Source organism: Rhizobium sp. FG96, assembly GCF_057808655.1.
This window is the reverse complement of record NZ_JBMDIL010000003.1, coordinates 250,623-273,656: the sequence shown is the minus strand read 5'-3', so window position 1 is coordinate 273,656 and position 23,034 is coordinate 250,623. Positions and strand designations below refer to the sequence as shown.

The following is a 23,034-nucleotide window of genomic DNA, read 5'->3' as shown; positions in this document are numbered from 1 at the left end:
CAATGGGTCGGCATGCAAATGGAATAGAATCCTTCCCCACAGGTTCCCATGACATCTCCCAGTGCCGAACATCGCCTCCCGTCAGGCGCCTCCGAACGCCTTCAATTGCTTGCAAGCGCCGTCCTCAAGGCGGGTGAACTCGCCAGATCATCGCTCAAGCGCCGCCGCATTACCGAGATGCTCGCCAAGGCGCCACGGGACTACCAGACCGAGATTGATGTGGCCGTCGAGCGCATCATCGTCGATGAGATGGTGAAAGCCTTTCCCGGTTATGCGATCCAGGGCGAGGAAGCCGTCGGCAACCGTCAGGCAGGGCCGGATACGCCCATCATCTACATTGACCCGATCGACGGCACCACCAACTATGCCTGGGGCATTCCGCATTTCGGCATGACGATCTCGATTGCCGAACACGGCAAGGTCGTCGCCGGCGTCGTCTATGACGCGATGCTCGACGAACTCTTCAGCGCCGAAGCGGGCCGCGGCGCCTATCTCAACGGCGAGAGGATCAGCTGCATCGATAATGGCGACATCGAGAACGTCCTGATCGGTGCCGGTCTTCCTGTTCCCGGCCAGGTCAAGGCGGTGAGGAAAGAAACCTATCTCTCAGCACTGCAGCGCCTGATGGATCATACGGCCGGCGTGAGACGGCTCGGCTCGGCAGCCCTCTCCATTGCCTATGTCGCCTGCGGCCGCCTGGATGGCTTTTTCGAAGATGGCCTGTCACTGCATGACTATGGCGCATCGGCCTTGCTTGTCGAAGAAGCAGACGGCAAGGTTTCCGCCTTCTCGGGCGGCCCGGTAACGCCGAATGGCGATATCCTCGCCGCAAACACCGCGGTCCATTCCTGGCTCGTGGACGGCTTCCGCGAAGGCTAGCGACTGGACGCGATCAGTGCGTCGAGGCCAACCGGGTCATCGGTGGTGATCTGGTCGACCTTCAGCGCCAGCAGGCAGCGAACATCCGGCAGGACATCGGGAATGGCGCGATTGATCGTATAGGCGTCGATCGTCCGGCCTGCCTGATGAAATGCGCCGATCATGTCGAAGCCCGCCGCATCGGCAAATAGCACCAGCTTGTGATGCAGATAGATCATCGTTGCCTTCGGCGATGCTTCAAGAGCGCCGGCGACGAAGCCCGCGAAATCGCGGTTTTCCATCAGACACTCGATGGCGCCGTCATGGCAGGGATCGTAGCCGACGGGCATGGCGGGGACGGCGCGCGACAAACGCTCGACGGCCACCGCATCACCCCCTGACAGAATGACCGATTTCGCCACCGGCGCGATCGCCTTGGCAAAGGCGGCGACATCGGCTTCGCTGATGCGAACCGAATATTCCTTGAGATCGAGCTGCAGCACCGCATCCGGATGGCAATCGATCTCCTCAAGCAAGCGGCCGAGATCGTCGATCAGCATGACCGGATTACCGGTCGGCTGACCCTCGTGGTCGCGAAGATAGAGGCTGCGGAGATAGTCGGGCGAGGCATCGGCGACAGCGCCCTCCCCCGTCGTCGCTGGATGCAGCATGTCGTCATGCAGGACGGCAAAGCCGTCGCCCGCAAAGCAGACGAGATCGATCTCGACGCTCGCGCCAAGCGCCATGCCCTCAGCGATCCTTTGGCGCGTGAAGGAGATATCACCGGCCTGGCGGTGGCCGCGGTGCCACTTTAGCCAGGTGAGATGCCCGTCCGTCTTGATTGCTACGCCCTTGGTGTCAGACATGACCGAATACTTGCCTCTGCCCCTGATGGCCGGCTTGCGGCGATTGATAGACGAGGCCGTTATCGCGGAATGCGAAGTAGGCTGCAACTTTCGGCTCGACGAAACTGCCTTTCGCCCAATTGGCATCGGGCGCGGTCATCGATTTCAGCCGGCTGCCGTCGGCAAGATCGATGTCTACAAGCTTGTGGGTGCCGAAATCGATCGTGCGATGCACCGATGCAGCCTTCTTCTCCGAAGGCGAAAGCGAAAGCGCCTCGGGCCGGAAGGCAATCTCCACCTCACCGTCACTGACCGGAACGGAAAGCGGAAAGGCCGGATGCTCGCTGATCCCGTTCCTGATGGTCGTGCGGACGAAATTCATCGAGCCGATGAAACCAGCAACGAAGGCGGTCTGCGGCTCGCGATAGATGACATCGGGCGGCGCGATCTGCTCCGTGCCGCCGTCGCGCATAACAACAATACGATCGGCGAGCGCCAGCGCCTCATCCTGCCCGTGAGTGACGAACAGCGTCGTGATGCCGAGGCGCTGCTGGATATCCTTGACCTCCTCGCGCAGGCGTTCGCGCAGATGCTGGTCGAGGCTGGCGAACGGCTCGTCGAGCAGCAGGATCTTCGGCTCCAGCACGAGCGAACGCGCAAGCGCTACGCGCTGCTGTTGCCCGCCCGAGAGCTGTGTGGTCTGGCGCTTGCCGTAGTTCGAAAGACCGACGAGCTCCAACGCGCCTTCGACGCGGTCGCGGATTTCCGCCTTCGGCAGATGCCGCAGCTTCAGGCCGAAGGCGATGTTGTTGAACACGTCCATATGCGTCCAGAGCGCATGGCTCTGGAACACCATGCCGGTCGGGCGCTTCTCCGGCGGCAGGCCGGTGACATCCTTGGCGTCGATCAGGATGGAACCGCCTGTCGGGCGCTCGAAGCCGCCGATCATGCGCAGCAACGTCGACTTGCCCGAGCCGGAGGGGCCGAGAAGGCAGACCAGCTCGCCATCCTCGACGTCGAGCGAGAAATCGCGCACGGCGAAAGAGGTGCCGAAGCTCTTCGAAACGCCGTTGATCGTCAAACGTGCCATTAGCAGCCTCTCTTCGGGCAGAACCCAATCATATTATGCACCGAAGCCCCGGGCGAATGCACCTGTTCCGACGACGCGTCGGGCAAACATCAAGGCGATGAACGACGGCACCCAGAGCATCACCGAAAGCACCGCGCCATACTGAACGACGATCTGGTTGTTGATGAAGGTGATCATCAGCACCGGCATGGTGCGGATCTCGGGCGCGCCGATCAGCCAGGCGCCCTCGGTCTCATAGAAAGTGCCGACGAAGGTCAGAAGCAGCGCGGCGGCGATCGTCGGTCCCGCCTGCGGCAGGGTGATCGACCAGAAGACCCTGAGCGGCGTGGCGCCTGCATCCCGTGCTGCCTCTTCCATCCGGCGATCGACATTCTGAAAGGCAGCGACGGGAATCCAGATCATCAGCATCAGCGTGCCGACGAGCTGGATCAGCACGACGCCCCAGAAGGTGCTGATGAGCCCGAGCTGCAGGAAGATGCCGGCGATCGCGACCAGCAGGCCGAATTTAGGAAAGGCGTGCGATGCGAGGAAGGACAGGAAGAGGATGTTGCGGCCCGGAAACTTCATCCGCGCGAAGGCATAGGCTGCCGGAAGGCAGATGATCGCCGAAAGGACTGTGACCGTCGCCGTCAGCCGCAGGCTGAGCGTCAGCGCATCCCAGACATCGGCGCGCGACAGGGTCTGGTGCCAGAAGCGCAGGCCGAATTGCTGCGGGATGACCGAAGGATAGCGCCAGACCTCGGTAAAGGCCCAGGTTCCGACGACGACGAGCGGCAGCGCGATGAAGAGCGTCAGCAGGACCGCAAAGCAGATGCCGGTCCAGTCGATCCCGGCGCGTGAAGCGGTGTTTTCGACCGGCGTCATCGGCGTCCCTCCCGGTTTCTGGCGATCGAGCGCACATAGAAGATGCCGAAGACGAGGCAGAAGGCGAAGGAGATGACGGCCTGCGTCAGCGCGTTCAGCGGATCGTTCATGTCGGAGAAGGTGCGCTGCATGAATGGCCCCATCATCTCCGGCGAAGCGGGACCGAGCACGTAAGGCAGCGTGAAGGACGAGAAGATGCCAAGAACGGCGAAGGATGCGGTCACCAGCAGCGAATTGCCCATGCGCGGCATGATGATCGAGATGAAGACGCGGAAAGGCTTGGCGCCGACGTCGCGTGCGGCTTCGATCGAGCTTTTCGAGATGCCGCTCAGCCCGGCCGTCAGCATCAGCACGGTCAGCGGCAGGTTGTCCCAGACGAGGCCGATCACCGGTCCCCAGGGCGTCAGATAAGGCGACGGCAGCTTCGGCAGGCCGACGGCATTTAACAGGATGTCGACGGTGCCGTTCGGACCGATGGTGCGGATCAGCGCGTAGGACAGGATGATCGACGGCACGAACATCGGGAAGATCGCCAGCCCCTGGACATAGCCGGCAAGCCGTCCCTGCGAGAAACGCAGGTAGAGCGCGATCGGCAAGCCGATGACGACGAGCAGCAGGCCGCAGACGAAGGTGGTCCAGAGCGTGACCCAGAGATTGGCGAGGCTGTAGCTGTCGGTGAAGAAGAATTGGTAGGAAGCGAGCGAAAACTCAGAGCTTCCATCCGCCTGGCGCACGAAGATCGTGCCCATGACCGCCGAGATGATCGGGTAGAAGATCAGCCAGCCGAGAAGCAGAACCGGCAGGGCGACCAGAAGCAGCCCCGCCGAGGCACTCTTGGCCGGCGCGCCTTCACGCGCCGGCGATTGTACCGGTATCCGTCTGCGCATCAGGTACGGCTGATGTTCGGAGCGACGTTGCGATACCAGCCGTCATTGATGTTGGTTTCCCAATCGCCGCTCGGGAAGACCGGAATGGTCGTCGGGATGACGTCGGCGTATTTCTTGCGCAGTTCGTCCGAGATGTGATCCCAGGAAACGCCCGGGAAGCCACCGATCTCGGTGATGATCGCTTCCTGCATCTCCTTGGTGAGGAGGAAGGCCGCGAGCTTCAGCGCCGCATCCTTGTGAGCGCCGTTCGAGAAGACGGTCATGCGCGAGAAGCCGCCGCAGAGCGCGAGGTCACTCAGCTGAACGAGCCCGGTCGTCTCAGGCAGAACGCCCTGCGCGATCGCCTGCAGGATCTGGTCGGACCAGACCGGGGTCATGGTGACGACGCCCTGTGCGAGCAGCTGGATCGACTGCGTATTGCCGGCGGTGTAAGCGCCCTTTTCATAGAGCGACGGGGCGAGATCCGTGAGGATCTTCCAGGCCGGCGTCAGCGTCTGGTTGGCATAGTCGGCGGTGAAGTTGTCGACGGTGAACTTCTTCGGGTCGCGGCCATTGGCTTCATGGATGGCGCGGCGAACGAAATTGCCGCCGGAACCGCCCTTGTCAGGACGGTTATAGATGAACTGGCCCGGGTTCGCCTTGATCCAGGCCGTCAGCTGTTCCCAGGTCTTCGGCGCGTTCTTCGGGTCGAGCTTGGTCGTATCGTAAGCGAGCAGAACCTGCGAGCCGCGATAGGGCAGCGAATATTCGCTATCGACGCTCAGCGGGTTGACGTGATCGAAGCCCTCGATGTTCTCGGCCGAGAACTTGACCCAGAGGCCGGCATCGATGCCGCCAGCCGGAAGGCGCGGGTCGAAATGTTCGAAAATGTCGGCCTGCGGATCGGTCTTGCTCTTCAGAGCAGCGAGGCCGCGGTCGGCGATGGCGCGAAGACCGGTATTGTCGCCGGCGTCGGTGACCTTGATTGCCAGCTCGGGGTGAGCCTTCGAAAAGGCCGGGACCACGATGTTCGACCAGAAATCGATGATGTTGGCATCGGAGCCGCTATAGAGATCGATCGTCTCTCCGGCTGCAGAAGCAAAGCGCGGCATTGCCAGGAGGCCCGCTGCGGCCGACGAAGTGATAAGAAATTCGCGTCTGTTCATGACCTTTTTCCTCTTCTGCAGGCTGCTCCCCGGCGAGCCTTTCGGGAGGTAGCTATCGCTGCCGCGTGACACGGCAATGACAAAAATGCACTTTTTGCACGCCTGTGCATTTATTGGCCGGAATGCGGGGCTCTGAAGGTCATTATCTGGATCGCTTACTGAACAAATCCAGCGATCGGCCCATATCCGCCGTGCCAGGAATAGTCATTGCGGCCGAGCGCCGGATTGAAGAGGCCGCTGCCATTGCCGCCATCGAGGAAGAGAGCGTTCGGGCAATGCAGGCCATCGCGGAAAAAGCGGGCGAAATCGTGGAAGTTCACGCTGTCTTCGCTGATCGCAAAGCGGACCTTGCCGCCGTCACAGACACCCACGCCGCTCCGGCGCGTGCGGTCGGACGAACCGGGGATCAGTGCGGGGTGCAGCCTATTGTTGATCACCAGCATCGGACCGGATTGCGTCGCGAACTCCGCAGCCGGCTTCTGCTTGATGAACTCGTCAGTCGAAAGGATGCCAGCCCCGGCTGAGCCCCAATAGAGAACGCCGTTCGGCTGCTTGTAGAAATTCGGGATCTTGCCCGGCTCGCCCGTCCTGGTGCCCGTCTCGGCCGGGCGAAGTTCCTGCCCGTTCTCGACATAGAGACCGAGCGGCGTGAAATCCGGCTGATACATGCCGGCATTGATCGCGAAGACCAGCGTCTTGCCTTTCGCCGTCAAACTGTCCGCCAGCTGCGAGAATGTCCGGTAGGGCTGACCATCGGCGCCTCTCCAGAGGAGCTGTAAACTACCCTTGGCGGCGTCCGGCGAGCAGACGATATAGGACTGCTGCTCGAACGGCTTTCTCTCGCATATCTGTGCGCTCTCCTGCGCAACCGCGGTGCGGATGCCGATGACGGGCGTGAAGAACGACAGGAGAGCGACGACTGCAGCGCCGAAGACCGTAGCATGAAAGCAACACGGATTTTCAAATTTTAGCAATATGTTAGCGGCCTTCCACCGATCCGGTTTCCTGTGCTACTGACGACTTCTCTTTGTACGCCCTGAAGCGGGCGCAACCATCAGCCGAAGACCGCGAGGCATCATGTCAATCCAGCCGCAGCAGCGGATCTACATCTGCTTCTTCCTGTTCGCTGTCTCCATGGGCGCGATGCTATCACGCCTGCCCGATCTGCAGGAGAGCCTGCAGGTCGATAAATCGGAACTCGGGCTGACGCTGATTGGCGCTGCCATCGGCGCGCTGGTGTCGCTGACCTTTTCCTCGCCGCTGATCGCCCGCTTCGGCGCCCGCAAGACCGCATTCCTGACCGTTCTCGGGACCTCCGCGCTGCTGGCGCTCGTTCCCTGGGCGGGCAGCGCGCCCCTTGTCTTCGCGATCCTTTTCTGCGAAGGCCTGCTCGCCGGCGCGCTGGAGATCAATCTCAATGTCGAGATCGACCGCGTCGAGGCAAGGCTCGGCAAGGGCGTGATGAACCGTGCCCACGGTTTCTGGAGCCTGGGTTTCTTCGTCACCGCGCTGGTATCGGCCGCTCTTCGCCAGGCCGAAGTCTCGGTTCATATGCATCTCGGCCTGACCTTCGCCTTCGTCCTCGTGGTCGGCACCATCGCCATTTCAGGCATGCAAAACGCGCCGGTGCGCCAGACGGCCGAACATACCGACGCCAGCCACATCGCGCTTCCGACGCGCGGCCTGCTGCCGCTCTGCGCCATCGGCATCGCGGCCTTCCTCGTCGAGGGCGCGGGCATCGACTGGTCGGCGATCTACATGCGCGACGTCTTCCAGTCCGTGCCCTTCATCGGTGGTCTCGGCCTGACGCTGTTCACCTTCTTCATGGCCGTCACTCGCCTTTTCGCCGACCCGTTCGTCGATCGCTTCGGCTCGCGAAACGTCGCTTTCGTGCTGCTTCTGGTGTCGGCCGCAGGCCTCGCCGCCGTCTGGCTGGCGCCGCATGAATATGTGGCACTCCTCGGCTTCGCCCTGATGGGCTCAGGCTGCAGCGCGGTCTACCCGCTCGCAGTCTCGGCCGCAGCCCAGCGCCGCGACCGCGCCTCGCATCTCAATGTCGCGGCCCTCGCGCAGATGTCCTTCGTGGTGTTCTTCCTCGCCCCGCCACTCCTCGGCTTCGTCGCCGAGCATTTCGGCATCCGCTCCTCCTACCTCGTCTGCCTGCCGGTGATCATCCTGGCCCTGACCTGCATCCGGGCGCTTTCCGCACAGCGGAAGCTGGCGGTGGCTTGAGGCGAGCCTCAGCCGCCGACGAGGCCAGCACCGCTATCGATCACCAGGCATTGGCCAGTGATGCAGCTTGCCTTCTCCGTGAGCCAGAAGATCGCTTCGGCGATATCGGCTGCTGCGGGCATGCTTTGCAGCGGCGCGGCGGCGATCAGGCCTGCCTTGAAGGCCTCATATGACGGCTTGTCGTGCCAGGCGAGTGCCCAGGTCGTATCGACGAACCCGGGGCAGACGGCATTGACGCGGATGGCGGGCGCCAGCGACCGGGCAAGGCCGCGCGTCATGGTGTTGACCGCCCCTTTAGACGCCGCATAGGCGAGCGACGAGCCGTCGCCGGAAAATGCGGAATCCGAGGAGACGTTGACGATGGAGCCGAGCGCCGCCTTTTGCAGATGCGGCGCCGCCGCGCGGATCATCTGGTAGGTACCGGCAACGTTGACGCGGAAGATCGCGTCGAAATCTTCGGCATTCGATGCCTCGAGATCGCCGGCAGGTGCCTGGCGGGTGACGCCGGCATTGTTGACCAGGGCGTCTATCCGTCCGAATTGTTCGACGGCTACTGCGGCAATCGCCCGGCAGTCGGCATCCTCGGCAATATCGCCATGCACGCTGACTGCATTGGCGCCAAGCGACCGGCACTGTTCGACGATTTCGTCCGCACCCGCCTTGTTGCGGCTGTAATTGACGACGACGTCATAACCAGCGGCGGCGAAGACAGCAGCGGTCGCAGCGCCGATCCCTGACCCGGCGCCGGTTATGATCACGCTCTTCTTGTCACTCATCCCCTACCCCTCGATCCTGACGCGCTGTTCGCGCTCATCGAAGAGGCAAACCTTGGCGATGTCGTAGGCGAGATGAACCTGCTGGCCCGGGCGCACCGGCAGGCGCTCATGGGCAAGCACGGTGATCTGCTGGCGACCGACGGTGACAATGACTTCGGTGCTGGCGCCGGTCGGCTCGACGAGATGAACGGTTCCCGGGACGCCCTTGTCCGAGAGGACGATATGCTCTGGTCTGATGCCGTAATGGATCCTGCTACCATCCGTGACGGCGGCTGCGGGCATGGGAAGGCGAATGCCGTCATCGGTTTCGAAAGTGGCCTCGACAACCCGGCCACCGAGGATGTTCATCGCCGGCGAGCCGATGAACTGGGCGACGAACATGTTGGCGGGGTTATCATAGAGCTCCAGCGGTGTGCCTGCCTGCTCGACGATGCCCGAGCGCATCACAACGATGCGGTCCGCCATCGTCATGGCTTCCACCTGATCATGCGTGACGTAGACCGTGGTCGTCTTCAGGCGCTGGTGCAGCGCCTTGATCTCGGCACGCATCTGCACACGCAGCTTGGCATCGAGGTTAGAGAGCGGCTCGTCGAACAGAAAGACCTTGGGATCGCGAACGATGGCGCGGCCCATGGCAACGCGTTGGCGCTGGCCGCCCGAAAGCTGGCGCGGATAGCGCGACAGGAGCTCCCTAAGCCCGAGAATATCGGCGGCCCGCAGGACTTTCTCATCGATCTCTGATTTTGCCACCTTCTTCAGCTGCAGCGCAAACTCCATGTTTTCGCGAATGGTCATGTGCGGATAGAGCGCGTAGTTCTGGAAGACCATGGCGATGTCGCGCGATTTCGGCGCCACGTCATTGATCACATTGCCACCGATCGCGATCTCGCCGCCGCTGATATCCTCCAGCCCGGCGATCATTCTGAGCAGAGTCGATTTTCCGCAGCCGGAGGGGCCGACGAGGATGACGAACTCGCCATCGGGAATATCGACAGAGACATCCTTGATGACGCTGGTTTGCGCGTAGCTCTTGCTGACGCTGCGGATCTGCACTGAGCTCATGGCGATCGATATCTCCTCAAATTACTTGACGGCGCCCTGGGTGATCCCGGCGATGAATTGTTTCGACAGCACGATGTAGAGAAGCGTGATCGGGAGTGCTGCCAGCGTCAGGCCGGTGAACATCACGCCCCAGTCCGTCGTGAACTCGCCGATGAAGACGGTGAGGCCCTGCGGCAGGGTCTTCAGATTGTCCGAGGTGATCAGGATCAGCGGGAAGAAGAAGTCGTTCCAGATCGGCACGGCATTCTGGATCGCCACGATCACCATGGCCGGCCGCGCCAGCGGCAGCATGATCTTCAGCATTATCAGTAGCTCGCTTGCCCCATCGATCCGGGCGGACTCCTCGAGCTCACGCGGCAAGGTCCTGAGGAAGCCCGTCATGATGAAGACGGCAGACGGCAGCCCCATCGCCACATAGACGAGCACGAGCCCGGCATAGGTATCGACGAGATGCAGGGCATCGAGCTGTATGAAGAGCGGAATGATCGCGAGCTTCAGGGGAACGGTCATGCCGCTGATGAAGAACATCAGCACGGCGCCGCTCAACCGGAATTCGTAGCGCGCGATCGCATAAGCCGCCATCGTGCCGAAGACGAGGATGAGAATGATAGAAGCCGCCGTCACGCCGAAGGAATTGAGCATGTAGCGAACGAAGTTCGTCTCGTCCCAGACCTTCTGCAGATTATCGAAGCCGAAGCTCTGCGGCAGGGCGAAAGGCGAGGTGAAGATCTCGGCGTTCTTCTTGAACGAAGAGAGCACCATGACCACAAGCGGATACAGCATGATCAGGGCATTCAGCACCAGCACTGCCTGAATGAAGCCGTTCTTGATCCATTCGTTGGAATTCTTCATATCGGTTCCCGGAAATGGCTTAAGCGGCCTAGAGCTGAATTTCACGCCGGCGCAGGAAGCGCAGCGCCACGAAGGAGAAGCCGGCAACGAAGAGGAACATCAGCACCGCAAGCGCACTGCCCTGGCCGAAATCCTGAATACCGTTGGTGACGCTGCCGAAGGCCGTCCGGTAGAAATAGAGGCCGAGGACGTCGGTCGAGCCGCCGGGAGAACCTGTCAGTCCCGCCATCACATAAGGGATCTCGAACCAGTTGAAGCTGCCGATGAAGGTGAGGATGCAGACGATCGTGACGCTCGGCGCGATCAGGGGCCAGATGATGCGGCGCAGGAGCACATAGTCCCCTGCCCCATCCAGACGTGCGGCCTCGATGACCTCAGCGGAAATCCGCTGCATGCCGGCAAGCAGCACCAGTGTCGGAAAGCCCAGCCAATGCCAGATATTGGCGAAGACGATGCTGCCGAGCGCCGTGCTTTCATTGCCGAGCCAGGCCGGTCCCTGAATATGGATCAGTGCCAGCGCACCGTTCACCAGGCCGAACAGCGGGTGCAGGAAGAGCTTCCAGAGAAAACCGACGATGACAGAGGACAGCACGACCGGAAGAAAGACGATGACCTGGTGGATACGGTGACCGGGCAAGCCCTTCAGGAGCGCGAAGGCGATCAGGAAGGCGGTGCCGTTCTCGAATATCATCAACGACACGAAGACGATGACGTTGTGCCAGAAGGCGTTGTACGTCCAGTCGCTGTAGGGCTCCTCGAACAGAACCTTACGGAAGTTTTCGAGCCCGATGAAATTCGACGGCAAGAGGCCGTTGAATTCGTAGAAGGCAAAGCGAAGGGCCGACAGCAGCGGCCAGACGACGAAGATCGTCATCACGGCCAAGGCCGGAAACAGAAGCAGGAAGATCCACACCGACCGGCGCTGCGGCAGAAAGGTCGGGGCGCGGCGCCGGTCGGTGTTCATCTTACTTCCCCTGGAAAGGCTTGTACCACTTGGCGAGACCATCGGTCAGGTCGGCGCCAAGCTGGTCGGGCGTGATGCTGCCGGACATCATCTTCGTAATGTCTGTCTGCAGCAACTCGGAACCGGTGGGCTTCTGGAAGCGGAAATAGACGACGTTGATATGCGGCATCGCCGTCTCGTTGAGCTTGGCCACTTCGGCAAGCAGCGGGTCCTTCACCTCGACGCCCTTGATCGGCGAGATATTGCCCAGCAGTGCGGTGAACTTGTCGCCGAACTCCTTGGTGCCCATCCAGGCAACGAGCTTGAGCGCGGCTTCCTTGTTCTTCGAGGCCGCATTGACCGCATAGCCGCCGTCATAGAACTTTGTTGCCTGCGGAATGTCGCCTGCCTTGGCAGCCGGTGGAGCAATGAAGTCCATGTTGATCTGCGGGTTCTCGCCCTTGTAGGTGGCAATATCGAAGCTGCCACCGGCAAGCATTGCGGCGCGGCCGCTGACGAAGAGCTGGCCTGCAGTATCGTAATCGATGCCTTCGAAGCCCGGGGGCATATAATCGCGCAGTTCGAGCAGCTTGTTCAGGGCCGCGATATAGCGCGGATCCTTGAAGGTCGCCTTGCCGGTCTTCAGGTCGGACACGAAATCCTGGCCGAGGAACGGTCCGGTGAAGGAAGCAACGAACATTTCGTTGAACCAGCTGGTGCCGAGGCCGTTGGCGAGCGGAATGATGCCCTTTTCCTTGAGGGCTTTCGAAACGGTGATGAATTCATCCCATGTCGTCGGCGCCTTCAGACCGGCCTTTTCGAACACGTCCTTGTTGATGAACAGACCGAGCGTCTGCGAGGCGAAGGGGAGCGAATAGACCTGGCCATCGGCGCGATAGGTACCCGACAGCAGCGCATCTGCGGACATGTTTGCCAGCGAAGGCATGTTGGAGCTGTCCTGCTTCACGAAGTAGCCGGACTTTACGAACTGCTCGAGCCAGCCATAGGCATGCGTATGGATGACATCGCCGCCCTTGCCACCGGCGAGCGCCGTCGAGACGATCGTCGGATAGTTCTCGTCCGGGAAGGACTCGAACTTCACGGTAATGTCAGGGTTCTTCTTGGTGAAGTCGGCGAACAGTTCGTTGTAGGCCGCCTTGTCTTCCTGACGCCAGGTCCAGAAGGAAATGTCGGTTGCATAGGTAAAGGGAGCGGAGAGCCCCCAGGCAATTGTCGCTGCCGTCAGCAGCCCTGCGATCGATCTCACTCTCATTAGCGCTCCCCTTTTCGTTTTCTAGGGCGTGTTCACGATCATTAGCAAATCATAGTTCTTGCGTTTTGGCTAGATAGTTTGTAAAGCTGCCTAACTATATTTTTTAGCTCCCCCAGACTTCATGCGGAAGGCATATATTCCATGGTGAAAAGCGGCCTCATAGTCGGCGTCGATATCGGCGGCACAAAGACGCATCTGCTCGTCAGTCAGGGCGCAGAGGTGATCGCCAACAAGGTCGTTCCGACCGCGGATTGGCGCAGCTGGGACCGTGCGGCCGACGCCGCGGCGCTCGCCGCCCTCATCCTGGAGACCGCAAAGGCGGAACCGGCAGCCGTCGCTCTCGGTGCTCATGGCTGCGATACCGACTGGCATTGCAAGCAGATGGAAGCCGATCTCGGCGCAAAGCTCTCCGGCAAGATCAAGGTCGTCAACGATTCCGAGCTTCTGGTGCCTGCTGCGGGCTTTGCAAGCGGGATCGGCGTCGTCTCCGGCACAGGTTCGATCGCGGTGTCGCGCAATCATGACGGCGAGATGCTGGTCGCGGGCGGGTGGGGCTGGATCCTTGGGGACGAAGGCAGCGCGGCGGCACTCGTGAGAGAGGCCGCCCGCGCGATCCGCAACGCCATCGACCATGGCGAGAGCGGCGACCCGCTTGTGAACGGGCTGATGGCGAAATTGGACACGACCGACGCCACGAAGATTGGCCGCCTGCTGAACGAGACGCGCGGCGCGGCGATCTGGGGCAGCTATGCCGATGCGGTCTTCGATGCCGCGGCGCAGAAATCGCCGCTTGCGATCACTGTCATCGAAGAGGGCGCGAAGGCCCTTGCCCGCCTCGTCGGCATCCTGATCAGCCGCGGCGCCGATGCCAGCCATGTCGTCATCGGTGGCGGCGTCGTCGTCGAGCAGCCGAGCCTTTTCGAGGCGTTCAAGCACGCGATGGCTGCGGTCTCGCCGGCAAGTGAGATCACCCTGCTGCGCGCGGCACCGGTCAACGGCGCCCTGGCGCTTGCCGGCCGTCTGCTTGCTGGCTGACAGAAAACGAGGACAGACGAATGGAACGTATCGGCTACAGAAACGCGGTTGCCCGCCAACCCCAGAGCCTCACCGAGGGGCTCGATATCGTGCGCGGTGCATTGGCGTCGCTCGACCTTCAGGCCTTCAAAGGCAGGAGCGTGGGCTTCGCAGGGATCGGCGCGAGCTATCAAGCGGCCATGGTAGGGGCCGCCTATCTGCGCGATCTCGGCATCGCCTCCTTCCCCTATTGCCCGACGGACCTCTACGGAGCGCTCGACAGTGCTGCCGGCGCCTTCGTCGCGCTCTCGGCCTCAGGCCAGAGCCGCGAAATATCCGATGTTATGCGGCTTCGACCTGATCTTCCCAAACTTGCCATCTGCAGAGGCAGCGAAAACCCGCTGGCCGAACTGACCGGTGCGGTTCTTCCGACCGGATCCGGCTCCGACAACGGCGCGAGCTCCACGGGCTATACCGGCATGCTGCTCGCGATCGGGCTGCTCTGCGAACGGCTGGCAGGCGGCCACTCTTCTCCCGAGTGGGACCGCCTGCCGGCTGCCGTTTCAAAGACGCTGGAAACCGCCAAGGCCTCTGCCGCGAAGGCTGCCGCCCGGCTTGGCGCATGCAGCTCCATCGATCTCGTCGGCGCAGGTACAGGCTTTGCCAATGCCGGCGAAGGCGCGATGCTGATCCGTGAGGCCGTGCGCCTGCCTGCCGCCGGCTGGGACACGATGAACTATCTGCATGGGCCGATGGAATCGCAGGACAGCCGCACCGGCGTCATCGCCTTCGGCAGTGGCCGCGAAGTGAAGATCGCCGAGGATATGGCTGGCTTCGGCTGCCCCTCGGTGCTGATCGCCGAACGCGACAATGTCGCCGAGCGTGACAATCTCGTGGTCATCTCCGTGCCAAGCCTTCGCCATCCGGTCGCCGATGCGATCATCCAGATCGTCGCCCTGCAGATGATCGTCGGTGACATGCAGGATGCCGCGGGCCTGACCAACATCACCTTCCGCTACCGGCAGACCGACACCAAGCTGAAGCCTTGGTCGCCGACGGAGGTATGATGTCAACCGGCCGCCTGCTCCGCTTCCTCGTCCGGAATGGAACCAGGCGGCAGGACGAGCGTGGCATCGGGCGTCTCGCCGAGGATCTCGGCGAGCGCATAGTCGGCAGCAAGGCGGGTCGCCCCCAGCACCGTGCCGTTGACGCCGAGACCGCTGACGGTGATCTCGGTTGCCCAGGTGAGATCACGGGCAACGTGGCGCACCTCTTCCAGCATCAGCGGGTTCTGGCCGACGCCGCCGCCGAGAACGACGAGACCGGGATCGAAGAAGCCGATGCAGCCGGCAACCATGCGGCCGATATCAGCGGCATGTTTGTTGACCCAGACAAGCGCCTCCTGCTCGCCGGCCTGCGCACGATCGAAGAGTTCGCGGGCGGTTGCGGGCGGTTCGCCGGCACTTGCCGGCCAGCCGGCCACGCATCGCTCCATCAGCGCGTCGGAGCCGAGATAATGCTCCAGACCTTCCCGCTCTGGCGTGCTGTCGGCGGACCATGGAAATGGCAGGCGCCCGGCTTCCCCGGCCGCTCCGTTGAAGCCGCGGAAGAGCTTGCCGCCGATGACGATGCCGAGACCGATGCGTACGCCGATCTGCAAAAACAGGAAGATGTCGCGCCCGTGCGCCGCGCCCTCGCGGAGCTCACCGAAGGCGGCGCAGTTGACGTTGTTTTCGAGCAGGATCGGTGCGTCGATCGACTGGCGCAGGCGCTGCAGCACGGCCTCCGGGCCCTTGCGCCGGTTGAAGCCGAGGCGATTGCGCGAAACGATGCGCGGAACGGCGACGGCAACGCTGCGCAGGTTCTTGCTGCGCTTGCCGACGGCAAGAATTGCGGTCTTGGCCGCCTCGTCGACGATCACAGCGATTTCCTCGATGGTCGCGCGCTGCTGCTTGACGATCTTGAGTTCGGCAGTCGCAAGCGGCGTTCCGTCAAGCCATTGCGCCACGGCGCGCACCTGTGCAACGCCGACATCGATGCCAATCACGTAGCCAGCCTCGGGGCCGAGCGCATAGACGGTCGCGGACCTGCCCATCGCGCCCTGCTGCGAGCCGATCGGCGCGACAAGGCCGAGCGCGCCGAGTTCGTTCATCACCGCCGTCATCGTCGGCTTGGAGAGATTGAGCATGGCGCCGAGCCGCGGCCTGGTGATCGCGCCGGAGGAGGCGAGGACGCGCAGGACGGATCGGGAGCTTTCGGTCAGCGGAGGCGTATTTGCGGGGGGCATTGCATCTCTTTCATCCGGCCGCGGCCGGTCGCTGCTTCATCCAAATCACGCAGCACGGAATTTGAAACATTCTCCGTGGTGTGGTGTCAATAAAGGCAAGCCCATGTCCAACACATCAGAAGCCGACGTACAGAATGCGCTGACTGCGAAGCTGGATCGCACGCCGCTATCGCGTGTGGAATCCATCGCCGCCCAGTATTTCTGCATCGCCGGGCGCGCCAGCGTTCTCTCCAGCGAGCGTGACGAAACCTTCCTGATCGAAACCGCCGATGGGATGCGCGCCGTCCTGAAGATCGCCAATACCGCCGAGCGCGCCGACATCCTCACCTTCCAGACCGATGCCCTTCGCCACCTCGAGCGCAAGCAGATCGAGCTGCCGCTCCCGAAGGCGATCCCGGCCTCGAACGGACACTTTCTGCTCAAGCTCTCCCTTGGCTCCGATCTGCGTTTCGTGCGGATGCTGACATTCCTCGATGGCGTCCAGCTGCACAAGGTACAGAAATCGGCGAGCCAGATGCATGCGCTTGGCGTGAGCCTTGCCCGTCTCGGTCAGGCATTGGCGGACTTCCGGGCGGCCCCGCCGGTGCAGCAATTGCTCTGGGATATCTGCAATGCCGCGGCACTGCGCCCTCTCATCGGGCATGTCGCGCCGTCCCGCCGCGCCTCTGTACTTTCTGCTCTCGACGCTTTCGACCGTCTGGCTCCCGCGATGGGCCGGTTGCCGCGGCAGGTCATCCACAATGACTTCAATCCGCACAACATTCTCGTTTCGTCCGACGATCCCACGGAGATCACCGGCGTCATCGACTTCGGCGATCTGGTCGAGGCGCCTCTTGTCAACGATCTCGCGGTCGCACTCTCCTACCAGGCAGGCGGCGAAAACGGCATGCAGAACATGCTCGCGATGCTTCGCGCCTATCACTCGATCAGGCCGCTCTCGCAGGCCGAGCTCGCAGCCCTGCCCTGCCTGCTCAGGACGCGTCTGGCGATGACCGTTCTCATCCCCGAGTGGCGGGCCGGGCTTTATCCGGAGAACCGCGACTACATCCTGCGCAACCATCCCTCCGCCCTTGCAGGCCTGAACCGCCTGGCGGATCATAGTGACGAAGCGCTTGCCGCGCTCTTTCAGCAGACGACTGGAGATCTCTCATGACCATGGCCAATGCGTTCGGCACCGGCGATTTTGAACGGCTGAGCCCCGCCGAGCAATCGATGATCCGGCGCCGCGAAAAAGTGCTGGGACCGGCCTACCGGCTGTTTTACGAGCGCCCGCTCCATTTCGTCCGCGGCGAAGGTGTCTGGCTCTACGATACCGATGGCCGCGCCTATCTCGATGCCTATAACAACGTCGCATCCGTCGGTCACGGCAACCCGCAGGTGCTGGAGGCGATCGCCAAACAGGCGGCAACGCTGAATACGCACACACGCTATCTGCACGACAACATTCTCGACTATGCCGAGGCGCTGACGGCCACCTGCCCGGATGAGCTCAGCCAGGTCATGTTCACCTGCACCGGCAGCGAGGCCAACGACCTCGCCGTCCGCATCGCCCGCAGCTATACCGGCGGCACCGGCATCATCGTGACGCGCCACGCCTATCACGGCGTCACCGCCACGGTCGCCGAGTTCTCGCCCTCGCTCGGTCCCCATGTCGATCTCGGCCCGCATGTTCGCACCGTCCCAGCACCCGATCCGTCACTCGCGCCGGAGCAGGTCGGACAAGCATTCGTCGAAGGTGTCGAAGCCGCGATCGCCGATCTCAAGCGGCACGGCATCAAGCCGGCAATGCTGATCGTCGATACCATCTTCTCCAGCGACGGCGTCATCGCCAACCCGCCGGGTTTCCTGAAGCCCGCGGTCGACGCGATCCGCCGCGCGGGCGGCATCTTCGTCGCCGATGAGGTCCAGCCGGGCTTCGGGCGTACGGGCGATGCGATGTGGGGTTTCCAGCGCCATGGCCTGATCCCCGATCTCGTTGCGGCCGGCAAACCGATGGGCAATGGCTACCCGCTGGCCGGCCTGATCGCCAGACCGGAGATCATCGCCGAGTTCGGCAAGAATTCCCGCTACTTTAACACCTTCGGCGGCAACCCCGTCGCCGCTGCCGCAGGCATGGCGGTCCTGCGCTATATCGAAGATCAGAAACTGATCGCCAACGCAGCCAACGTCGGCGGCTATCTGCGGCAAGGCCTGGAAGAGCTCGCCACCCGCTTCGATGCCATCACATCGGTTCGTGGTGCCGGCCTCTTCATCGGCGCCGACATCGAGCAAGACGGCCAGCCCGCTGCCCAGCTCGCCTCGCGCATCGTCAACGGGCTGTGCGAAAGAAAGGTCCTGATCAGCGCCAGCGGCCCTGACGCCAATGTCCTTAAAATCCGTCCACCACTCGTGTTCTCGCGCGAGAATGCGGATCGCTTCCTTGAGGCGACCGAGGAGACGATGCGCGCGGTCGGCTAGTCCGCGATGCCCCAGGGGCTCTCGTCCACTATTTTCGCCAGCCATGAGCGGAACGAGACGAGCGGCGGGTAGCTGGCGCGCGATTGCGGCCAGGCGAGCCAATAGGTCCCGGTGCCGGTGATGGACGGCTTGAGGAGCGGCAGGAGCCGGCCGGCCTGGATTTCGTCCTTCGCCAGATAATCCGGCAGTAGCGCCACGCCGAGGCCGGCGATGGCGGCCTGGGTCATCGTGGCGAACTGGTCGAAGAGCATGCCGGTGACGCCGCGCGGCTTGATGCCCTGCGCTGCGAACCAGATCGCCCAAGCGCTGGTGCGGGTCTCCAGCTGGAGGAGCGGCAGATCGAGCACATCCTCGGGCTTGCCGACCGGCCTTTCCTGCAGCAGCGCTGGTGAAATGCACGCCGTCAGGCGCTCGTCGAAGAGCTTGAGATGATCGGCTTCGCGCCAGTCGGCAGTGCCGAAATGGATTGCGGCGTCAAAGCCTTCGGCGGCGAAATTGAAGCGCTTGAGGCGGGTCGCCAGATTGACGTTGATCCCAGGGTGATCCTTCAGGAAGCCGCCGAGCCGCGGCGCCAGCCAGCGGGTGCCAAAGGCCGGCAAAATCGCCAGCGTCAGCGTGCCGCCGCCAGGATTGGCCGAGAATTCCATGCTGCCGCGCTGGATCAGGTCGAGTGCGCGGGTAATGTCGCGGCCATAGGCCTGCGCCGCCTCGGTCGGCACGAGACGCTGCTTGTGGCGTTCGAACAGCGCCCGGCCGAGCTGCTGTTCCAGCGTCTGGATCAGCCGGCTGACTGTGCTCTGCGTCAGGTTCAGCTCCCGGGCGGCCGCGGCCGTAGAGCCGTTCCGCAGCACCGCCTCGAAGGCCGAGAGATGGCTGATATGGGGAAGAAATCGTCTCTGGCGCATCTCTATCCTATGCATGCCATACATCAACTTATGTGTAATTATGGTTTTCGTGGCTAGCGCGCAATTGATAAATGCATAAACTCGAATGGTATCACGTCGTTTGCCGCGAGGATCGCTTTTGTCCAGTTCTCCCAACACCGCCCGCAAGTCCTCCAGCGCTTTCGTCTGGAGCGATCCCTTCCTTCTCGACGAACAGCTCTCCGAAGATGAGCGGATGATCCGCGACTCGGCCGCTGCCTTCGCCAAGGCCGAGCTCCTGCCGCGCGTCCAGGAAGCCTATCTCGACGAACAGACCGATGCCGGCCTTTTCAAGCTGATGGGTCAGACCGGCCTGCTCGGCGTCACGCTGCCGGAGGAATACGGCGCCGCCAACGCTTCCTACGTCGCCTACGGCCTTGTTGCCCGCGAGATTGAGCGCATCGACTCGGGCTATCGCTCGATGATGAGCGTCCAGTCCTCGCTGGTCATCTACCCGATCTATGCTTACGGCTCCGACGAACAGAAGAAGAAGTATCTGCCGGGCCTCGTCTCGGGCGATCTGATCGGCTGCTTCGGCCTGACCGAGCCGGATGCCGGCTCCGATCCGGGCGGCATGAAGACCCGCGCCGAAAAGATCGAGGGCGGCTATCGCCTGCGCGGTTCCAAGATGTGGATTTCCAATGCGCCGATCGCCGACGTCTTCGTCGTCTGGGCAAAGTCGGAAGCCCATAACAACGAGATCCGCGGCTTCGTGCTTGAAAAGGGCATGAAGGGTCTTTCGGCTCCGAAGATCGGCGGCAAGCTGTCGCTGCGCGCCTCGATCACCGGCGAAATCGTGCTCGACGGCGTCGAAGTCGGCGAAGATGCGCTGCTGCCCAACGTTTCCGGTCTCAAGGGCCCGTTCGGATGCCTCAACCGCGCCCGCTATGGCATCTCCTGGGGCGTCATGGGCGCGGCCGAAGATTGCTGGTTCCGCGCCCGCCAGTACGGCCTCGACCGCAAGCAGTTCGGCAAGCCGCTCGCCGGCATGCAGCTTTACCAGAAGAAGCTCGCCGACATGCAGACGGAAATCGCGCTCGGCCTGCAGGGGTCGCTGCGCGTCGGCCAGCTGATGGACCAGCACAAGATGGCCCCGGAAATGATCTCCATCGTCAAGCGCAACAATTGCGGCAAGGCGCTGGACATCGCTCGGGCTGCCCGCGACATGCACGGCGGCAACGGCATCCAGATCGAATTCCACGTCATGCGCCATTCGCAGAACCTGGAGACGGTCAACACCTACGAGGGCACGCATGACGTCCATGCGCTGATCCTTGGCCGCGCCCAGACGGACATCCAGGCCTTCTTCTGAGCCGCATCGACATGGCAACGCCCCTCAGCGGAATACGAGTGGTCGAACTCGCGCGCATTCTGGCCGGCCCCTGGGCCGGACAGACGCTTGCCGATCTCGGCGCCAGCGTCATCAAGATCGAATCCCCAGAGGGTGACGACACAAGACGCTGGGGGCCTCCCTTCGTCGAAGCCGGCCAGGAAACGACGGCCGCCTATTTCCACGCCTGCAATCGCGGCAAGCTCAGCGTCACCGCCGATTTCAACGCACCCGGCGATCTCGAACATATCAAGGAGCTGATCCGCGGCGCCGATGTGCTGATCGAGAACTTCAAGGTTGGCGGCCTTGCCAAGTTCGGACTGGATTATGGTGCGTTGAAGGAGATCAATCCGCGGCTGATCTACTGCTCGATCACCGGCTTCGGCCAGTCCGGCCCCTATGCCTCGCGCGCCGGCTACGATTTCATCGTCCAGGGCATGGCCGGGATCATGCATCTGACCGGCGAGCCCGAGGGCCAACCGCAGAAGATCGGCGTTGCCTTTGCCGATATCTTTACCGGCCTCTATTCCGTCATCGCCATCCAGGCGGCGCTGGCCCTGCGCGAGAAGACCGGCGTTGGCCAGCATATCGACATGGCGCTGTTCGACAGCACGGTTGGCGTGCTCGCCAATCAGGGCATGAACTATCTTGCCTCCGGCGTCTCGCCGAAGCGTCTCGGCAATGCCCATCCGAATATCGCCCCCTACCAGGTCTTTCCGGTCGCCGATGGCGACGTCATCATCGCCTGCGGGAACGACAGCCAGTTTGCCAAGCTCGCCGCGATCTTGGGCGTTCCCGAGCTCGCCGCCGATCCGTGCTTCAGATCCAATCCGAGCCGGGTTCACAACCGCGCCGCCCTGACCGAGATTCTGGAGCGGCAGACCAAAGCGGTGACGCGCGAAAAGCTACTCAGCGAACTCGAGCGCGCAGGGGTGCCCGCTGGTCCGATCAACGACCTGACTGACGTCTTCAACGACCCGCAGATCCTGCATCGCCAGATGGTGGTTCAGAATGACGGCGCTCCCGGCATCCGCACGCCGATTGTGTTTTCGGACGCCTCGCTCGATACATCGAGCCGCTCACCGACCCTCGGAGAACATGCCAATCTTCTCGCCGGCGGCTGGGAGATGCTGGAGAGCGAAGAGCGTCAGTAGAGATTGCGGCCGTACATGGCCGAGCGGTTCTTGGCGAAATCGCCGCGATATTCCTGCGGGCTTTTCTGATAGACGGCATAAAACGCCCGGTAATAGGCCGACGGCGTCGCAAAGCCGCTGGCGAGCCCGGTCTCGCGGATGCTCATCGAGCTATAGAGCAACAGCTCCTTCGCGTGCTGCAGACGGAAGGCCATATACATCTTCTTCGGGTTGGTATTGAGATAGCGCTTGAAGAGATATTGAAGCTCCCGCGCCGACACACCGCAGCGCTCTGCCACACTATCCATATCGAGCGGATCCTCAACCGTTTCCTGCATGATCCGCTGTGCCTTCAGCAGGATCGGATTGGCAAGCCAGGACTGGCCGTTGACGATCTCGCGCTGGCGCGTCTCGGCGGCGCGCGGCGCGGTATAGACGAGCTCGTTGCAGACGAGATGATAGAGCGTGTCGCCGCACATTCGCCGGAGCAGCGCCATCGAGCAATCGAGGCTCGATGCCTGTCCGGCACAGGTCGAGCGGTTGCGGTCTATGACATAGAGCTGCTCGACGATGGTGCCGCCGGGCGCCAGCTCCTTCAGTGAGGCCATGCCGGTCCAGTGTCCGGTGGCGGTGTAGCCGTTCAGCAATCCCGCCTCGGCAAGCACCAGTGGCCCGGTATCCATGCCGCAGAGATGTGCCCCGCCCGCCGCCTGCCGCCGCAGCCAGCGAAACAGCTTTCCCTTGGCCTCATCTGCCACCGTATAGGTGAACATCAGCAGGATCAGATCGTATTTCTTGGGGTCGTCGAAGGTCGCCGTTCGCGGCACGGCGATGTCCATGCTGCTCGGCGTATCGCGCGGATCGCCGGGCATGAAATCGATGCTGAAGAGCTGCGCCTTGCCCACCCGGTTGGCAGCGCGGAACGGCTCGACAGCCACAAGAATACTATGGAGCGAGGGCTCTCTACCCACGATTACGGCAATCGATCTCCGGCGTTCGGCACCATCCGGAAGCGTGCTCACAAGGCTGCTGGTAGCGTCCATTTTCCCAACCGCAGGCATCA

The 23,034-nt window shown here is 62.6% G+C and carries 22 protein-coding genes; 8 read left to right on the top strand and 14 right to left on the bottom strand.

The genetic code is table 11. From position 1 onward, the window contains the following. Positions 1-48 precede the first annotated feature (48 nt). Entirely contained in the window at positions 49-879 is an 831-nt protein-coding gene (locus ACODR6_RS07550) for an inositol monophosphatase family protein (RefSeq protein ID WP_489021940.1), read from the top strand. Here ACODR6_RS07550 and ACODR6_RS07545 read toward each other — a convergent pair. The 6 genes from ACODR6_RS07545 to ACODR6_RS07520 all read right to left on the bottom strand — a co-directional run bounded on the left by ACODR6_RS07545 (position 876) and on the right by ACODR6_RS07520 (position 6,597). After that, positions 876-1,724 (bottom strand): glycerophosphodiester phosphodiesterase, encoded by an 849-nt coding sequence (locus ACODR6_RS07545; protein ID WP_489021938.1) that lies wholly within the window; start codon positions 1,722-1,724, stop codon positions 876-878. The two genes, ACODR6_RS07550 and ACODR6_RS07545, sit on opposite strands and share 4 nt — an antisense overlap. After that, entirely contained in the window at positions 1,717-2,793 is a 1,077-nt protein-coding gene (locus tag ACODR6_RS07540; RefSeq protein ID WP_112711101.1) for an ABC transporter ATP-binding protein, read from the bottom strand. Before ACODR6_RS07540 ends, ACODR6_RS07545 begins: the two co-directional genes overlap by 8 nt. Before the next feature lie 33 nt (positions 2,794-2,826). Continuing rightward, complete coding sequence (locus tag ACODR6_RS07535; protein ID WP_413712401.1) at positions 2,827-3,657, bottom strand: ABC transporter permease; 831 nt, start codon at positions 3,655-3,657, stop codon at positions 2,827-2,829. Further along, positions 3,654-4,544, bottom strand: coding sequence for an ABC transporter permease (locus ACODR6_RS07530; protein WP_489021935.1), 891 nt, complete (start codon positions 4,542-4,544; stop codon positions 3,654-3,656). The genes ACODR6_RS07535 and ACODR6_RS07530 overlap by 4 nt, the downstream gene beginning before the upstream one ends. Beyond that, entirely contained in the window at positions 4,544-5,689 is a 1,146-nt protein-coding gene (locus ACODR6_RS07525; protein ID WP_203430734.1) for an extracellular solute-binding protein, read from the bottom strand. The genes ACODR6_RS07530 and ACODR6_RS07525 overlap by 1 nt, the downstream gene beginning before the upstream one ends. A 155-nt stretch (positions 5,690-5,844) precedes the next feature. Continuing rightward, a complete protein-coding gene (locus tag ACODR6_RS07520; RefSeq protein WP_489022225.1) occupies positions 5,845-6,597 on the bottom strand; it encodes a phosphodiester glycosidase family protein in 753 nt (250 codons plus the stop codon). 169 nt (positions 6,598-6,766) lie between these two features. Between ACODR6_RS07520 and ACODR6_RS07515 the strand changes: the two genes are divergently transcribed. Beyond that, positions 6,767-7,921: an MFS transporter gene (locus ACODR6_RS07515; RefSeq protein WP_489021932.1), complete on the top strand. Its 1,155-nt coding sequence runs from the start codon at positions 6,767-6,769 to the stop codon at positions 7,919-7,921. An 8-nt stretch (positions 7,922-7,929) separates the two neighbouring features. On the opposite strand, the gene ACODR6_RS07510 is transcribed toward ACODR6_RS07515, so the two are convergent. Genes ACODR6_RS07510 through ACODR6_RS07490 form a run of 5 tightly spaced genes read right to left on the bottom strand, consistent with a single transcriptional unit; the run spans position 7,930 to position 12,827 of the window. Further along, positions 7,930-8,697, bottom strand: a complete 768-nt coding sequence (locus tag ACODR6_RS07510; protein ID WP_489021930.1) for an SDR family NAD(P)-dependent oxidoreductase — start codon at positions 8,695-8,697, stop codon at positions 7,930-7,932. A 3-nt stretch (positions 8,698-8,700) separates the two neighbouring features. Beyond that, complete coding sequence (locus tag ACODR6_RS07505; RefSeq protein WP_489021928.1) at positions 8,701-9,759, bottom strand: ABC transporter ATP-binding protein; 1,059 nt, start codon at positions 9,757-9,759, stop codon at positions 8,701-8,703. A 21-nt stretch (positions 9,760-9,780) separates the two neighbouring features. Continuing rightward, positions 9,781-10,611, bottom strand: a complete 831-nt coding sequence (locus ACODR6_RS07500; RefSeq protein WP_413712396.1) for a carbohydrate ABC transporter permease — start codon at positions 10,609-10,611, stop codon at positions 9,781-9,783. Between the two features lie 28 nt (positions 10,612-10,639). Next, complete coding sequence (locus ACODR6_RS07495) at positions 10,640-11,575, bottom strand: carbohydrate ABC transporter permease (protein WP_413712395.1); 936 nt, start codon at positions 11,573-11,575, stop codon at positions 10,640-10,642. 1 nt (position 11,576) lies between these two features. Continuing rightward, entirely contained in the window at positions 11,577-12,827 is a 1,251-nt protein-coding gene (locus tag ACODR6_RS07490) for a sugar ABC transporter substrate-binding protein (RefSeq protein WP_489021925.1), read from the bottom strand. 141 nt (positions 12,828-12,968) lie between these two features. Here ACODR6_RS07490 and ACODR6_RS07485 point away from each other — a divergent pair, with 141 nt between their 5' ends. Both ACODR6_RS07485 and ACODR6_RS07480 read left to right on the top strand, forming a co-directional pair. Continuing rightward, positions 12,969-13,862 (top strand): BadF/BadG/BcrA/BcrD ATPase family protein, encoded by an 894-nt coding sequence (locus ACODR6_RS07485; RefSeq protein WP_489021923.1) that lies wholly within the window; start codon positions 12,969-12,971, stop codon positions 13,860-13,862. A gap of 20 nt (positions 13,863-13,882) precedes the next feature. Then, complete coding sequence (locus tag ACODR6_RS07480; protein ID WP_489021921.1) at positions 13,883-14,908, top strand: SIS domain-containing protein; 1,026 nt, start codon at positions 13,883-13,885, stop codon at positions 14,906-14,908. Between the two features lie 2 nt (positions 14,909-14,910). On the opposite strand, the gene ACODR6_RS07475 is transcribed toward ACODR6_RS07480, so the two are convergent. Further along, positions 14,911-16,128: an ROK family transcriptional regulator gene (locus ACODR6_RS07475; protein ID WP_489021919.1), complete on the bottom strand. Its 1,218-nt coding sequence runs from the start codon at positions 16,126-16,128 to the stop codon at positions 14,911-14,913. Between the two features lie 103 nt (positions 16,129-16,231). Between ACODR6_RS07475 and ACODR6_RS07470 the strand changes: the two genes are divergently transcribed. After that, positions 16,232-17,281: a phosphotransferase gene (locus ACODR6_RS07470; protein ID WP_489021917.1), complete on the top strand. Its 1,050-nt coding sequence runs from the start codon at positions 16,232-16,234 to the stop codon at positions 17,279-17,281. After that, on the top strand, positions 17,278-18,585 hold the full coding sequence (locus ACODR6_RS07465) for an aspartate aminotransferase family protein (RefSeq protein WP_489021915.1): 1,308 nt from the start codon (positions 17,278-17,280) through the stop codon (positions 18,583-18,585). Before ACODR6_RS07470 ends, ACODR6_RS07465 begins: the two co-directional genes overlap by 4 nt. Here ACODR6_RS07465 and ACODR6_RS07460 read toward each other — a convergent pair. After that, positions 18,582-19,490, bottom strand: coding sequence for a LysR family transcriptional regulator (locus ACODR6_RS07460; RefSeq protein ID WP_489021913.1), 909 nt, complete (start codon positions 19,488-19,490; stop codon positions 18,582-18,584). The genes ACODR6_RS07465 and ACODR6_RS07460 overlap by 4 nt on opposite strands. A 118-nt stretch (positions 19,491-19,608) precedes the next feature. Here ACODR6_RS07460 and ACODR6_RS07455 point away from each other — a divergent pair, with 118 nt between their 5' ends. Continuing rightward, entirely contained in the window at positions 19,609-20,820 is a 1,212-nt protein-coding gene (locus tag ACODR6_RS07455) for an acyl-CoA dehydrogenase (RefSeq protein ID WP_489021911.1), read from the top strand. An 11-nt stretch (positions 20,821-20,831) separates the two neighbouring features. Next, on the top strand, positions 20,832-21,992 hold the full coding sequence (locus tag ACODR6_RS07450; protein ID WP_489021909.1) for a CaiB/BaiF CoA transferase family protein: 1,161 nt from the start codon (positions 20,832-20,834) through the stop codon (positions 21,990-21,992). Here the strand turns inward: ACODR6_RS07450 and ACODR6_RS07445 are convergent. Then, positions 21,986-23,014, bottom strand: a complete 1,029-nt coding sequence (locus tag ACODR6_RS07445) for a GlxA family transcriptional regulator (RefSeq protein ID WP_489021907.1) — start codon at positions 23,012-23,014, stop codon at positions 21,986-21,988. The two genes, ACODR6_RS07450 and ACODR6_RS07445, sit on opposite strands and share 7 nt — an antisense overlap. Positions 23,015-23,034: the final 20 nt, after the last annotated feature.